This window comes from Streptomyces sp. NPDC058534 (genome assembly GCF_042717365.1).
Classification (GTDB): Bacteria; Actinomycetota; Actinomycetes; order Streptomycetales; family Streptomycetaceae; genus Streptomyces.
The window spans coordinates 10869-25331 of record NZ_JBHXNW010000072.1; the positions used below are offsets into that span (position 1 = coordinate 10869).

11 protein-coding genes, 3 pseudogenes and 1 riboswitch are annotated in these 14463 nt (G+C 70.1%); of the genes and pseudogenes, 5 read left to right on the top strand and 9 right to left on the bottom strand.

Annotation, left to right across the window (positions count from 1 at the left end):
- Positions 1-984 precede the first annotated feature (984 nt).
- The 3 genes and pseudogenes from ACFWR9_RS33070 to ACFWR9_RS33080 all read left to right on the top strand — a co-directional run.
- Positions 985-1203 (top strand): annotated as a pseudogene (locus ACFWR9_RS33070) (reverse transcriptase N-terminal domain-containing protein); the annotation flags it as partial.
- A 122-nt stretch (positions 1204-1325) separates the two neighbouring features.
- A pseudogene (locus ACFWR9_RS33075) lies at positions 1326-1783 on the top strand (zinc ribbon domain-containing protein); the annotation flags it as partial.
- Positions 1784-2102: 319 nt separating this feature from the next.
- Complete coding sequence (locus tag ACFWR9_RS33080; RefSeq protein WP_383848611.1) at positions 2103-3167, top strand: Scr1 family TA system antitoxin-like transcriptional regulator; 1065 nt, start codon at positions 2103-2105, stop codon at positions 3165-3167.
- Between the two features lie 30 nt (positions 3168-3197).
- On the opposite strand, the pseudogene ACFWR9_RS33085 reads toward ACFWR9_RS33080, so the two are convergent.
- From ACFWR9_RS33085 to ACFWR9_RS33105, 5 genes and pseudogenes are all read right to left on the bottom strand, one after another.
- Positions 3198-3485: pseudogene (locus ACFWR9_RS33085) on the bottom strand (C40 family peptidase); the annotation flags it as partial.
- A 15-nt stretch (positions 3486-3500) separates the two neighbouring features.
- A complete protein-coding gene (locus ACFWR9_RS33090; RefSeq protein ID WP_383848613.1) occupies positions 3501-3812 on the bottom strand; it encodes a helix-turn-helix domain-containing protein in 312 nt (103 codons plus the stop codon).
- Positions 3809-4174 carry a type II toxin-antitoxin system RelE/ParE family toxin gene (locus ACFWR9_RS33095; protein WP_383848616.1) on the bottom strand — a complete coding sequence of 122 codons (366 nt, stop codon included), beginning with the start codon at positions 4172-4174 and terminating at the stop codon, positions 3809-3811. Before ACFWR9_RS33095 ends, ACFWR9_RS33090 begins: the two co-directional genes overlap by 4 nt.
- Positions 4175-4242: 68 nt before the next feature.
- Positions 4243-4524 (bottom strand): hypothetical protein, encoded by a 282-nt coding sequence (locus tag ACFWR9_RS33100; protein ID WP_383848619.1) that lies wholly within the window; start codon positions 4522-4524, stop codon positions 4243-4245.
- Positions 4525-4528: 4 nt separating this feature from the next.
- The gene (locus tag ACFWR9_RS33105) at positions 4529-5584 is read right to left on the bottom strand and encodes an NlpC/P60 family protein (protein WP_383848622.1); all 1056 of its coding nucleotides are present in this window, start codon (positions 5582-5584) and stop codon (positions 4529-4531) included.
- A 332-nt stretch (positions 5585-5916) separates the two neighbouring features.
- Here ACFWR9_RS33105 and ACFWR9_RS33110 point away from each other — a divergent pair, with 332 nt between their 5' ends.
- Entirely contained in the window at positions 5917-6270 is a 354-nt protein-coding gene (locus ACFWR9_RS33110; RefSeq protein WP_383848625.1) for a hypothetical protein, read from the top strand.
- Here ACFWR9_RS33110 and ACFWR9_RS33115 read toward each other — a convergent pair.
- On the bottom strand, positions 6248-7285 hold the full coding sequence (locus ACFWR9_RS33115) for a tellurite resistance/C4-dicarboxylate transporter family protein (RefSeq protein ID WP_383848628.1): 1038 nt from the start codon (positions 7283-7285) through the stop codon (positions 6248-6250). The genes ACFWR9_RS33110 and ACFWR9_RS33115 overlap by 23 nt on opposite strands.
- Before the next feature lie 27 nt (positions 7286-7312).
- Positions 7313-8542, bottom strand: a complete 1230-nt coding sequence (locus ACFWR9_RS33120) for an NlpC/P60 family protein (RefSeq protein WP_383848631.1) — start codon at positions 8540-8542, stop codon at positions 7313-7315.
- 5 nt (positions 8543-8547) lie between these two features.
- Positions 8548-8725: riboswitch (cyclic di-AMP (ydaO/yuaA leader) on the bottom strand.
- 231 nt (positions 8726-8956) lie between these two features.
- Between ACFWR9_RS33120 and pcrA the strand changes: the two genes are divergently transcribed.
- On the top strand, positions 8957-11443 hold the full coding sequence (pcrA, locus tag ACFWR9_RS33125; protein WP_383848634.1) for a DNA helicase PcrA: 2487 nt from the start codon (positions 8957-8959) through the stop codon (positions 11441-11443).
- A gap of 101 nt (positions 11444-11544) precedes the next feature.
- Here pcrA and ACFWR9_RS33130 read toward each other — a convergent pair whose 3' ends face one another.
- Positions 11545-13242 (bottom strand): peptidoglycan DD-metalloendopeptidase family protein, encoded by a 1698-nt coding sequence (locus ACFWR9_RS33130; protein ID WP_383848636.1) that lies wholly within the window; start codon positions 13240-13242, stop codon positions 11545-11547.
- Positions 13243-13438: 196 nt separating this feature from the next.
- Complete coding sequence (locus tag ACFWR9_RS33135; RefSeq protein ID WP_383848639.1) at positions 13439-14422, bottom strand: esterase/lipase family protein; 984 nt, start codon at positions 14420-14422, stop codon at positions 13439-13441.
- Positions 14423-14463: the final 41 nt, after the last annotated feature.

Genomic DNA, 14463 nt, shown 5'->3' on the forward strand with positions numbered 1-14463 from the left:
GTGGGGTGGCGGCGCGGGGGTACCCGGGGGGCTCAAAGCCCCGCGGGGTGGCGCGCCGCGGCGCGCCCCCGAATCCGGTCCAGGGCGCGGAGCGCCCATAGCGCTGTCACTGCCGTGCCGCTGGGGTGATGTGAACACTTGTGCCTGTGGTCCATTGTGGGGGTGGCGGTTGCGGGATCGGGGGTGTTTGTGCGGCTGTCGTACGTATGGTCCTTCGCGGGGGTCGGGACGGCACGGTTCCTGGCCGCGGCTGTGAAGGGGGGTGAGATGGCGGAGGCGGGGGCGGATGTGGGTGCGGGGGTCAGGCATGCCCGGTACACGTAGTGCGACACGAGGTCGCACCAACCCAGTGGATCGTCCCGCAGAGAGAGGAACAGTAGGGACAGGTCCCAGACCAGTGTCCAAGGTCAGTCCCCACCCCCGCGTGCGTCGCCGGTAACGGCGGGGTGCGAAGCCGGGGGAAACGCCCAAGGGAACCCTATTCGCTGAGGGTTGACAGGCAAGGGGAAGGCGGAGATGGGTGAGCACGAGCGAACCCCTGGTTATGCCCCGTGAAACGGACGTTCCGATAGGCGAGAGCAAGACGGGACGACAGGCTCTAGGCGTGGAAGAGCGCCAGGCGCTCGACGTGAATAGGTACACGGAGAGAAGGACACCGCCGAGCTCGGGGTAGAGGGGGCACCCTGCTACGTCGTATCTGGGAGTGCGGAACGTGGAAACCCCGATGTGCTCTGCGAAGGCAGTAGGCAACCTGTGAGGGAAGTTGATGGCGCAGCGGGAGTAGGAGGATCCAAGAAGCAAAGGCCGACAGGTCGAAAGGCCGGGGGAAAACCGGGTGACAGGCTCTGATGTCACCGGCATAACCCGTCGGGTACGGGCTGATGTCCGGCCCGAAAGGGAGCTGACGTGGATCTGGTGGAACTTTGAAGAGAAGACGGGGAGGGATCGGAACTGAAGGGCAAGTTGGGCGACAACCCGCAAGGGGTGTCGAACGGACCGGAAGACGATTCCCGGGACTGGCACAGCATTAGCTGGGCCAGGGAAGAGCGGGCCGTACGACGACTCCGCCAACGGATCTTCAAGGCGTCGCAGGATGGAGACCTGAAGAAGGTCCGCAACCTGCAAAAGCTCATGCTGCGATCGAGAAGCAACACGCTCGTAAGTGTGCGGCGAGTCACGCAGCAGAATGCTGGCCGCAACACCGCAGGAGTTGACGGGGAAGTGATTCTGACCCCTGGAGGGCGTTCGCGCCTTGCCCGGGAGATCCAGGAATCGCGCACTTGCCTGCCAAAGCCGGTGAAGCGGGTGTACATCCCCGACCCGGGTCGAGGGGCTACCGTGCGGCGAAGAAGCTGCGGGCGAATGCCCACAAGAAGGTGGCGAGGCAGCGTGCGGACACCGGCCGCAAGTGGGCCAAGAAGGCCGTCCGGGACCACGATTCCATCGCGGTCGAGGACTTCCGCCCGAAGTTCCTGGCCAAGTCCACGATGGCCCGCAAAGCCGCCGACGCCGCCATCGGCGCCACCAAGGCCGCCCTGATCGAGATGGGCCGCAAACACGGGCGGGACATCCGCCTGGTCCACCCGCGTACACCACGATGGACTGCGCGCAGTGCGGAGCGAGAGCCAAGCACGCACTGCCGCTGGGTGAGCGCACCTACACCTGCACCGCCTGCGGAACCGCGTCCCCACGGGACAAGAACTCCGCACGCGTCATGCTCGTCCGGGCTGGTCTCAACCCGGCTGGTGCCGATGGCACAAGACCTCCTGAAGCGCCGCTCCAGGCGCAGCCTGAGCCAGGAATCCCCTTCCCTTCAGGGGGGGGAGGATTCAAGTCCTGTGGCAGCTCCCAGGAGGCCGCCTGTTCGCGGAACAGGGCCCGTGCCGGGCCCACGCTGCGCGCGTGACGCCGTAGCCGCCACTCGATGTTTCGGGGGCGCTGTCGTAGGCAGCGGCGGCCACGGGGTGTGCATGCGCTGTTCATCCCTTGCGTCGGTGTTTCGCGGTTGGCGAGAACACCGTCGCGGCCGGCGCGTAGCCTCACGAGTAACGGAGCGCGTACAGCGGGTGGTTGTACCCTGCGTGGTCCCGGCGGAGGTGCGCGTGTCGACCGAGGTGAACTCCCAGCCACCGATCGCGTGGCGGTACTGCGGCAGCCAGATCAAGATGTGGCGTACGGACGCGGGTGTCGGCCGGGACGCGTTGGCCAAGGAGGCCGGGTACGATTACGAGTACGTCAAGTCGATGGAGAACGGCCGCCGTCGGCCCACGTTGCGGCTGTTGCAGGTCGCGGACCAGGTCTGCGGGGCGGGCGGCAAGCTGGTCGCGGCGCAGGAGTATCTGAAGCCGGAGCCGTTCCCGGCGCGGTCGCAGGAGTTCATGGCCATCGAGGCCGAGGCCATCGGCTTCTCGTGCTACGAGCCGCTGCTCATTCCCGGGTTGCTGCAGACGGAGGAGTACGCGCAGGCGCTGATCGGCGGCAGTTGTCCGCCCCTTGATGACGAGACAGTGAACGAGCGCGTCGCCGCCAGGCTGCGAAGGGCAGATGCGATCCGGCGCAAGTTCGGCGTGATGTACGGCTTCCTTGTCTACGAAGCTGCGCTACATACCGGTGTAGGCGGAGAGGACGTCATGCGCCAGCAGTTGCGGCACCTGCTGGAGGTCGGTCTGCTTCGCAACGTGTCGATCCAGATCTTGCCGTTCGGCCGCTGCGGGGGAGTTGCCCTCAATGGCCCGAGCGTCCTGCTGGAGACCGAGGAGCATGAGCTCTATGCCTTTGCTGAGGGGCAGGGAACGAGTGCTCTATACGTCAATCCTGGCAAGGTCAGTGAACTGTCACGCAAGCATGACATGATCCGCATGCACGCTCTCAGTGTTGAGGAGTCTGCCGAATTCATCGGAGGGGGTGGCGGAGGGGCAGTGAGTGACCGCCTGAGATGGTTCAAATCCAGCTACAGCGACAGTGAAGGCAGCAACTGCCTCGAAGTCGCCCTCGACTGGCGTAAGTCCAGCCACAGCGACAGCCAGGGTGGCAACTGCCTCGAAGTCGCCCCCTGCCCCCACACCATTCACGTCCGGGACTCGAAGCTCGGCCCCCAGAGCCCCCGTTTCGCGGTCGCCGGAGCCGCCTGGACCGCCTTCGTCACGCACGCCCGTACCGGCGCCTGAAACGAACGGGCCGTCACGCCACTCGCGCCGCCCCGCGAACGGCATCTGGTCGACGGGCGCCACCCGGACCGGTGCCGACGGGTTGGGGGCGTGGATCATCTGGCCCTTGCCGATGTAGACGCCGACGTGGCTGATGCCGGAGTAGAAGAAGGCCAGGTTGCCGGGGAGGAGTTCGGACCGGGCGACGCGGCGGCCCGCGTCGATCTGGGCGTAGGTGGTGCGGGGCAGGGAGACTCCGGCGGCGCGGTAGGCGGCCTGGGTGAGGCCCGAGCAGTCGAAGGCGTCCGCACCGGTCGCGCCCCACACGTAGGGGAGTCCGAACGCGAGCCGTGATCACGCGGCGTGCGCCTCGAACCACAGCGAACCGAGGTCGTGCCCGGCCGTCAGCTTGACATCCGCGTCCAGGGCGGCAGCCAGAGTACGCAAGAGGCCAACGGTGGGCTCGGTTCCGCCCTCTTCGATGCACTCGATCTCGTCCTGAGTCATCCCCGCTCGCTCGGCCAACTCCACCGAGGTCAGGCCCAGGGCCGTGCGGCGGTCGTACAGGGCCTTGCCAAAAACCAGCGCCTCCCGGATGGCGATCCGCTCGGGGTCGTCGGTTTCGGCGCCCGATGGGTCCCAGCGTGCATGCTGGCCCGTCATCATGCCTCCCTCGTGAACACGTCTGTCACCAGTCCATAATGCTCGGCCTCGCAGATCTTCTGGGCACGTACGGCCCTGTCGATCTGTGCCTGATCGTGTTGCTTCGTCTTCCGGAAGACGGTCAGTAGTACGACGGTGCGGTTGGGGGCCATCCAGTACGTGATGCGCGGGGCGACATCCCGGAAGCGGAGCCGCAGCTCACGCAGTGGCCCCTCAAGGTGATCGGACCATGGCCCACCGAGCTCTGGCCCCAGTTCCGCCAGCAGGCCGGCCACTTCGGCGACGCGCTTGAAATCGTGGTTACTGAGGCCCTGCAGCCATGCGCGCACCTCCGGCTCGATCTCGAAACGATAGAGCTCGCTCATGAGGTTCACCTCCCCTGTCTGAGTCCCCGTGTTCAACGCCCGCCTACGCGTCGCGTCACAGCAACTCCTCATGCCGACCGTGCGGCAGGTACACAAGTTCGAACCAGGTCGATTTGCAGCCGGACGCCCCCGGAACCCGCCTCGTCGGCCGTCTCATGCCGGAGTGCACTGAGTGCGGTGCACCGGGGCGCCCCGTGGCCTTCGTCGGTGGCCTGTGCCAGGGCTTTCGGACGGTCGCGCTGCGCGGCGATGCCGAGCACGGCGTGCAGAAGGGCGTGTCGGCCCACGTCCCCCGAGCCGTCGTCCTCGCCCGCGAAGCCGCTCTGGCCGCCCGCGACCGTCGCCGTCAAGCCGTCACACCACCCGCGCCGCACCCGCGAACGGCATCTGGTCGACGGGCGCCACCCGGACCGGAGCCGACGGGTTCGGGGCGTGGATCATCTGTCCCTTGCCGACGTAGATGCCGACGTGGCTGATGCCGGAGTAGAAGAAGACGAGGTCGCCTGGGAGGAGTTCGGACCGGGCGACGCGGCGGCCAGCGTCGATCTGGGCGTAGGTGGTGCGGGGCAGGGAGACGCCGGCGGCGCGGTAGGCGGCCTGGGTGAGGCCCGAGCAGTCGAAGGCGTCCGGGCCGGTCGCGCCCCACACGTAGGGGCTGCCGAGCTTCTGGTAGGCGTAGGCGACGGCCGCCGCGGCACGGGAGTTGGGGGCCTGGGCGGACGGGGCAGACAGTGGCTCCCGGTCGCCCGCCGACGAGCGGGACGCGCGGTCACCCGTGCCCTGGCCGACGCGGGCGCGTTCCTCGGCGGTCAGCCGGGACAGTAGCCGCCGGGCCGTCTCCAGCTTGCCGGTGACGGTCTCGCGGTGACGTTTCAGCTCGGCCCGGCGTGACGTCAGCGAGGTCAGCTCGACGCGGGCGGCGCCACGCAGTCGCTCGATGTCCCGCAGCTCCTTGCGCACCCGGCCCACGGCGGCCGTCTGCCTGCTGCCCGCGCGTTCGACGAAGGCGGCGCCGTCGAGGTACCGGTCGGGGTCGGCGGAGAGCGCGAGCTGCAGGGCCGGGTCGAGACCGCCGCTGCGGTACTGCGCCGCGGCGACCGATCCCAGCGCCTCCCGGGCCGAGTTCAGCCGGTCCTCCTTGCGGGCGGCCTGGTCCCGCAGCTTCTCCAGACGCTGTTCGGCGGCGTCCGCCTTCTCCTTGGCGCCGTTGTACTTCTCGGTCGCGACCTCCGCCTGCTGGTACAGCTTGTCGACCTTGGCCCTGACCTGGGCCGCCGTCGGCTGCGGGTCGGCGTGACCGGTCCCGCCCAGGCCCGTCGCGGTGGCCGCGCCCGCGAGGGTGATGGTGGCCGCCGTACGGGCCCTGCCGCCGCCCGTCACGCGCTGTCGCGGCCTGCGGTGCGTTCCCACCTGCGATCCACGTCCTTCCGTACGACTCGACTCCGGCCTGTGCCGGGTCGGCTCCGGTCCGCTCCGGCTGCCTGGGGGAGGACGCTAGGCGCCTCGGTAACGGTCCGGTGACGGGATGCGCGGAAGTGGCGGTACCGGATCGGCCCGCGTACGCATATGACCGCGTGCCCGTCCGGCGGCCGTCGCCTTCACACGGGGTGATGACCGAGCTGCCCGATCGGGGGCGGGTGAGGGACCTGAGCTGTTATGGGACGCATATATGCGCCGGGGCGGCTCAGGCGTGGCCGGGCCGGTGTCGGACCGTGTCCGGCCTCTCATTAGGCTCCGGCCTCATGGACGTACTCATCCACCTCCTCGTCGGTCTGCACATCATCGGCATCGCCGCGCTCCTCGGGGGCTTCCTGACCCAGATGAAGGCGATGGGCCGGGGCACGGCCCGTTTCGTCCCCGCGATGCTGCACGGCGCGCTGACGATGCTGGTCACCGGCGCCGTCCTGATCGGCCTCAACCAGGCCGACGACCAGTCCGTCGACAACGTCAAGATGGGCGTGAAGCTCGCCCTGCTGATCGTGATCCTCGGCCTGGTCTACGTGAAGCGCGACGACGAGAAGGTCGACAAGCCCCTGTTCGGCCTCGTGGGCCTGCTGACGGTCGCGAACATCTTCATCGCGGTGCTGTGGACCTGACGGCGGAGGCGTCCGCGCCCGCGGACCGCAGCCCGGCCCGGGCCTGGGCGACCGCCCCCGCCGCTACCGCCAGCCACCCGACCACCGCGATCCACAGCAGGACCCGGCCGGGCGTGTCCAGCCACGCGACGTCGATCGCGGCGGCCACGGACAGCGTCGCCGCGGCCGTCATGCCGAGCGGGAAGGCCGTCGACCAGCGCCGTACGTCGTAGCGGACCCGCGGCCAGACGATCTCGGCGACCAGCAGGACGACGAACCAGGCGAGGTCGAGGGTGAGCAGGAAGACGGTCACGTCGTGCAGCACGGCGCTGTCGTCGTAGTTCCACAGGTACATGCCGGTCCCGGCCGCCGCGAGCAGCTTGGCGCCGGCGAGGGCCGAGATGGCGAGCGCTCCGCCCGCCACCCAGTGGTCACCGGAGCCCCGGGCCACCTGCCGCAGATCGAAGCGGAACAGCGCGATCAGGTAGAGCACGATCCCCAGCCAGAACGGCACCAGCGCCGCGTGCGCCAGCCAGGGCGTAGAGGTGACCGCGGACAGCGTGGCGCCGAGCACCGCCAGCCCTTCCGTGGCCACGCACGCCAGGAACACCGTCCCCGGCATCCTGCGCCCCCAGTGCTGCACGACCAGGAGGAGCAGCACCGGCCACAGCAGCGCCGCCAGCGCCAGCAGCGCCGCCGCCAGGGTCGTCCAGCCGTGCAGCGAGAACCGGGTGCCGAGCACGGTGGTCGCGGCGACCGCGGTGAGCGCGCCCGGCGTCCCCGCCCGCGTCAGCCACTGCGGGCGTTCGACCAGCAGCAGGTAGACGAAGTTCGCCGCCAGGGTCAGCCAGGCGGCGCAGGCCAGGAACAGGGCGATGCGGGACAGGACCTCGTGTCCCGTCATATGCAGGGCGACCGACAGGATGCCGGTCGCCATCACCGCGGCCCCGGCCGCCGGTGGACGCTGCGCCCACCAGGCGCGCAGGGGGGAGGGGGGAAAGCCTGACGACGTGCCTGACGACGTGCCTGACGACATGCCCCCGATGCTAGAGAGCCGCGCCGGTCAGGCGGGTCGCACCACGCTGTGGATCGACGACTCGCCGTCGTAGAAGATCGACTCCTCGCGCACGTACGCGCCCGGCTTCGGGGCGTGGATCATCATGCCGTTGCCGATGTAGAGGCCGACGTGGCTGAGGTCGTCGTAGAAGAAGACCAGGTCACCGGGTTGCGCCTGGGAGACGGGGACGGTCGTGCCGGCGTTGACCTGGTCGTAGGTGACGCGCGGCAGCGTCACCCCCGCGGCCTTCCAGGCGGCCTGGGTGAGGCCCGAGCAGTCGTAGGAGCCGGGGCCGGTGGCGCCCCAGACGTACGGCTTGCCGATCTGGGCGCGGGCGAAGCCGAGCGCCTTCTCGGCCTTGGTGCCGTACGAGGAGTCCGGCGTCGACGACCCCGACGAACCGGTGCCGGAGGACTCCGAGGAACCGGAGGAGGTGCCGCCGCTCTCCTGCCGCGCGGCCTCCTCCCGCCGTTCGCGCTCCTCGGCCTGCTGCTTGGCCTGCTGCTCGGCCTGCTGCTCGGCCTGCTGCTCGGCCTGCTGCTTGGCCAGCTCCGCGGCCTTGCGGGCGGCCGCCTCCTGCTTCTTCTTCTCGATCGCCGCGAGCCGGGCCTTCTCCTCGGCGGTCAGCTCCGACAGCAGCTCACGCGCGGTGGCGAGCTTCTTCTGGACGGTCGACTTGGCCGTCTTCAGGTCCTTCTGCGAGCCGGTGAGCGTCTCCAGGCTCTCGGTGGCCTCCCGGCGCTTCTTCATCGTCTCGGACTGCTGCGTGACGTAGTCGTCGACCGCGATCTTCTGACGGCCGGTGAGCCGGCCCATCAGCTGGTTCTGGTCGAAGTACTCCTGCGGCGAGTCCGCGAGCAGGAAGGTCGCCGTCTCCGGGACCGCCGTGCCCGTGCGGTACTGCGCGGAGGCGAAGGAACCCAGCTCCTCGCGCGCCTCGTTGAGCTTCTGGGTGCGCTGGGCCACGTCGTCGAGGAGGGTGTCGACGCGCTTGCGCTGCTTGGCGGTCTTCTCCTTGGCCGCGTTGTACTTCTCGGTGGCCGACCCCGCCTGCCGGTAGAGGTCGTCGACCTTCTTCTCGACCTCTTCGAGGCTCGGCCTGTCGTCGTCCGACGGCGTGGCGTTCGCTGTCTGGGACAGCAGGGCGACGGAGGTGAGGGCCGCCGTGGCGATGGCCGGGGCCCGTATGCCCGCGACGCGTGAACCGGTGGGGCGCGACTTGCGGTGCGACGCCAAGGAGGCGCTCCTTCCAGTGCTCCGCCTACCGGGTTAGCTGTCGGGTTCGGGCGGCACGGAAGGGTTGCCCTACGGCGGGACCGTCCTCGTCGAGGGCGGTACGGCCGATTCACCCCAAGTTCTCGGTTGGGTCCCCGGCTCCGGGTGCCGTGACGGGCACGTCGGACTCGGCGGAGGCCGCGCGGCCCGGCGAGGTTCGCCGGAGGGGGTCGTTCGGCCTGCCCGCACCGTAGCCAACTCGTGTGGCCGCTGTGAAGGTTGGTGGGTGATATGCCCGATACATTTTCGTGACCTTGGCCGCGGGTGTCACTCTTCGTGTCGCACCACGTCGCAGGGCGTGCCGGTGGGCGGTGTCCCGGCCATTTTCCGGGGCGGCGCCGGGTTGTCGGTGGGGCGCCCTAGACTCGGAGAGCGATGAGCAGCCTCTTTGACGACAGCTTCCTGGCGAGCCTCCAGACCCCCCGGGGTCACGAGGAGGAACCCCCGCCGCCGCCCGAGGACGATCACGGACCGGAGCCGGTCCCGCACGATCTGTTCGGCGGGAAGTTCGACGCGCCTCCAGAGCGCGACCGGTACTACCGGGACGGCGCCCCGCGCCCCGCCCTGGACCCGGCCGCCCTCCTGGACGGGCTGAACGAGAACCAGCGAGCCGCCGTGGTGCACTCCGGCTCCCCCCTGCTCATCGTGGCCGGCGCCGGCTCCGGCAAGACCCGCGTGCTCACCCACCGCATCGCCCACCTGCTGGCCGAGCGCAGTGTCCACCCGGGCCAGATCCTCGCGATCACCTTCACCAACAAGGCCGCCGGTGAGATGAAGGAGCGCGTCGAGCAGCTCGTCGGCCCGCGCGCCAACGCGATGTGGGTGATGACCTTCCACAGCGCCTGCGTGCGCATCCTGCGCCGCGAGTCGAAGCGGCTCGGCTTCACGTCGTCCTTCTCGATCTACGACGCCGCCGACTCCAAGCGGCTCATGGCACTGGTCTGCCGCGACCTCGACCTGGATCCCAAGCGCTTCCCGCCCAAGTCCTTCAGCGCCAAGATCTCGAATCTGAAGAACGAGCTGATCGACGAGGAGGACTTCGCCGCGCAGGCCGCCGACGGCTTCGAGAAGACCCTCGCCCAGGCCTACGCCATGTACCAGTCGCGGCTGCGCGAGGCCAACGCCCTCGACTTCGACGACCTGATCATGACTACGGTCAACCTGCTCCGCGCCTTCCCGGACGTCGCCGAGCACTACCACCGCCGCTTCCGGCACGTCATGGTCGACGAGTACCAGGACACCAACCACGCCCAGTACGCCCTGGTGCGCGAGCTGGTCGGCACCTCCGAGCACCCCGTCGACGTGCCGCCCGAGGCCGAGGTCCCGCCCGCCGAGCTGTGCGTGGTGGGCGACGCCGACCAGTCGATCTACGCCTTCCGCGGCGCCACCATCCGCAACATCCTCCAGTTCGAGGAGGACTACCCGAACGCGACGACGATCCTCCTGGAGCAGAACTACCGCTCCACCCAGACCATCCTCACCGCCGCCAACGCGGTCATCGAGCGCAACGAGTCCCGTCGGCCCAAGAACCTGTGGACCAACCAGGGCGCCGGCGCGCAGATCACCGGGTACGTCGCCGACACCGAGCACGACGAGGCCCAGTTCGTCGCCGACGAGATAGACCGCCTCACGGACGCGGGCGAGGCCAAGGCGGGCGACGTCGCCGTCTTCTACCGCACCAACGCGCAGTCCCGGGTCTTCGAAGAGGTCTTCATCCGCACCGGCCTGCCCTACAAGGTCGTCGGCGGCGTCCGCTTCTACGAGCGCAAGGAGGTCCGGGACGTCCTGGCCTACCTGCGGGTGCTGGCCAACCCCGAGGACTCGGTGCCGCTGCGCCGGATCCTCAACGTCCCCAAGCGCGGCATCGGTGACCGGGCCGAGGCGATGATCGACGCCCTGTCGCAGCGCGAGAAGATCAGCTTCCCGCAGGCGCTCAAGCGCGTCGACGAGGCGTATGGCATGGCGGCGCGCTCCGCCAACGCCGTCAGGCGGTTCAACACGCTCATGGAGGACCTGCGCACCATCGTCGAGTCCGGCGCCGGACCGGCGACCGTCCTTGAGGCCATCCTCGAACGCACGGGATACCTCGCCGAGTTGCAGGCCTCCACCGACCCCCAGGACGAGACCCGCATCGAGAACCTCCAGGAACTCGCGGCCGTCGCCCTGGAGTTCGAGCAGGAGCGCGCCGAGGGCGAGGAGGCCGGGACCCTGGCCGACTTCCTGGAGAAGGTCGCCCTGGTCGCGGACTCCGACCAGATCCCGGACGACGAGGACGGCGACGGCGTCGTCACCCTGATGACCCTGCACACCGCCAAGGGCCTGGAGTTCCCGGTCGTCTTCCTCACCGGCATGGAGGACGGCGTCTTCCCGCACATGCGCGCCCTCGGCCAGGCCAAGGAGCTGGAGGAGGAGCGGCGGCTGGCGTACGTCGGCATCACGCGCGCCCGCGAGCGGCTCTACCTGACCCGGTCCACGCTGCGCAGCGCCTGGGGCCAGCCCTCCTACAACCCGCCCTCGCGGTTCCTGGAGGAGATCCCGGCCCCCCACCTGGAGTGGAAGCGCACCGGGGCGAACGGACCGGCTCCCTCCGCGCCGGTCTCGGGCTTGGCGGCCTCGCTGTCGTCGTCCCGTTCCCGTTCCTCGGCGTCGGGCGCGTCCGGCTTCGCCACCCGCCGGTCCGCCGGCGCGGAGCAGCCGACGGTGTCCCTGGCGGTCGGCGACCGCGTCACGCACGATCAGTTCGGGCTCGGGACGGTCGTCGGGGTCAAGGGCACCGGGTCCAACGCCGAGGCCACCATCGACTTCGGCGACCCCAAGCCGAAGCGGCTGCTGCTGCGGTACGCGCCGGTGGAGAAGCTCTGACGGTGCGGGACGGGCCGCGCGGGCCCGGGCTGCGGCTCGGGTCCGCGGCCGGTCGGCGCACGCCCCGGGGGCGGGCCGGCGGCTGAGACGCTACGGCGTCACTAAGGGTTCAGGCCGTGGCTGCGCAGCCACGAGAGCGGGTCGATCGCCGAACCGCCCGCGGGGCGCACCTCGAAGTGCAGGTGCGGTCCGGTCGAGTTGCCCGAGTTGCCGGAGAAGGCGATCGCGTCGCCGGCCTTCACCGTCGTACCGGAGGGGACCTGGTAGCTGGAGAGGTGGCAGTACCACGTCTCCGTGCCGTCCTTCGCCGTCACGATCATCATGTTGCCGTACGCGCTGTTGTACTGCGTACGGACCGTGCCGTCGGTCGCGGCCATCACCGTCGTCCCGTACGACACGGGGAAGTCGATGCCGCTGTGCACGGACATCCAGTTGATGCCGGCCTGCCCGTAGTACGCGCTGAGGCCGTGCTGCGCCACCGGGAGGGCGAACTTGGGGCGCAGCCGCTCCTTGCGGGCCGCCTCCTCCGCCGCGCGCTTCTTCTCGGCCGCCTGCTGGGCCTTGAGGTCGATGCGCTCCTGCGTCCGGCTGGCCCGGTCGGCGAAGTCGTCGGCTCCGGCGGCGAGGCTGGTGAGCTGCGTGTCCAGCTTGTTGTTGGCCGTGGACGGCTTCACCGGCGCGGCCTGCTGCCCGCCCGGGTCCGCGGCCGCCGCCGTGGTCTCCGTGCCCTCGTCGCCGGTGAGGCTGCCGACGGAGGCGGCCGCGATACCGGCGACGCTCATCACGCAGGCCGACGGCACGGCGATGGTCAGCAGCGCGGAGCGCTTGGCGGGCTGGCGGCGGCGGGAACGCGCCCCGGCCCGGGAGGCGCCGCGCGCGGCCGGGATGCGGGGGGCCGGGGTGATCTCCTCCTGGTCGTCCAGGAGGGCGGTCACGGTGGGGAGTTCGCCGGCGGCGGCCAACTCGCCTTCGTGCGGGGCCGGTTCGTCCCCGGCGGACAGGATGTCCGGGGTGGCGTCCTGCGTTGCTGCGGGCTCCGCCGGGTTCGCCGTGGTGCCGTCGGGGTTCCACTGGGTGGCGTCGTAGGCGCCGGTGTCGAACGTGCCGGTGGCGAAGGTGTTGGCTTCGAAGGTGGTCGTCTCGAAAGCGCCTGTTTCGAAGGTGGTCGTCTCGAAGGCGGCCGTCTCGTCGAAGGCGACTGTCTGGAAAGCGCCGGTGTCCAGGGTGCCGGTGGTGAAGGCGCCGGTCTCGAAGCTGCCGGTTTCGAAGCTGCCGGTTTCGAAGGTCTGCGTGCCCCAGTCCCACTGCTGGGTCCCGTCGGCCGGGCTGCCGGACTGGGCCGGCTGGGTCCAGGCGCCGGTGTCCCACTGTCCGGTGGCCTCGACGCCCGTGGCCTGCGGCTGCACGCCGGCGGGCTCCTGGTATCCGGCCGTCCACGCGGTCGCGTCGTAGGTCCCGGAGCCGTAGCCGGTGTGGTGCTGGGCGGCGTACGCGTCGTAGTGCGGCTGCCCGCCGCCGTCGGACCACTGGCTGGTGTCGTAGGCGCCCGTGGTGCCGTACGAGCCCGTCGTGTCGTAGGTGCCGGTGGTGTGGCCCGGCAGGCTGCCGAAGAGGGGATCCGCGTCGAAGGCCGCGGGGGCGGTGCCGGTGGTCGGAAAACCAGTGGTGTCGTAGCCGCCGTACGTGGTGAGGTCGCCGTATTGGGCCTCCCCTGTGCCGTACGACGCGTAATGCGCCGATGCGGCGTCGGAAGCCGAAGCCGGGGTGGTCGTGGTCCCCGACGGGTGACGGTCGTTCACCAACTTCTCTTTCGCCTCGACAACAGGGGCTGCCAGAGCAGTGCGGCGACTGTACCCGGCGGTATACGGGCACGACAATCTTCGTCAGGTTTCGCTGGCGCAGGAAACGGGCAATCGGCCGTGTTTTGGGGGACGGCGGGCACGAGTTTGGCTTTTTGTTCGAGTCGCGTTCGATACTGAACGGGTTGTTTCGGAGTCAGGCGACCGTCAGACCACCGGCTCGTCCGCCCGCTCCCGCTCGTCCACCTGATCCCGCTCGTCCATCCGCTTCCGTGCCGGTCTCCGCCTCGATGGTGTCCAGTGCCTCCCGTATCCCCGTGGCCACGGCGGGGTGCACCGGCAGCGCGAGGTGGCCGATGCCGCTCACCCGTACGTTCTGCACGGTCAGGTCGGGGTGGTCGAGACAGGCCGTCTCCAGCGGGTCCATCACCCGGTCCAGGTCGCTCCAGAAGCTGACGAACTGCGTACGGCAGCCCGGCGTGGGCCGGGACAACTCCTCGATCACCGCCGACCCGGGGCGCATCTGACGCACGATCGGGTGCGCGTTGGCCAGCGGGACCACGCGGGTGCCGGAGTGCGGGGTGCCGAGCGTCACCAGCGTCCGGACCCGCAGGTCACCGCCGAGCCGCTGCACGTAGTACCGCGCGATCAGCCCGCCGAGGCTGTGCCCGACGACGTCGACCCGCTCGCTGCCGGTGCGCTCGCAGATCTCTTCGATGTGCCGGCCGAGCAACTCGGCCGCCGTGCGTATGTCGCAGGTCAGGGGGGAGTAGTTCAGCGAGTCGACCTGGTGCCTGCCGTGCTGGGCCAGGCTGCGGCGCAGCAGCAGGAAGACAGAGCGGTTGTCGATGAAGCCGTGCAGCAGGACGACCGGCGTGCCTGCGGGGGCCGGGAGCCGGGGCGCCGGCGGGGAGGGCTCCGGGGCCCGCGAGCCGACGGGCGGGAGGGTCAGGGCGGGGCGGCGCTCCTGGATGATCCCCGAGGGATAGAGGAGCAGATGCCCGGCGAGGATCGCGACCTCCAGGGCGCTCGCCTTGAGGAGGGTCAGGGAGAGCCCGGTCAGTCGTCCGGGGAGGCTCGCCAGTTCCGGCAGTCCCGGGATTCCGGGCAGGCCGGGCAAGCCCGGGAGGAGACGCTGAAAAAGCGGAAGAAGGGGCAGTGCTGCCGTGGTGACCTTCATGGGCCGACCTCCGTCCGGCACGCGCAGGGACGCCTCTGTCC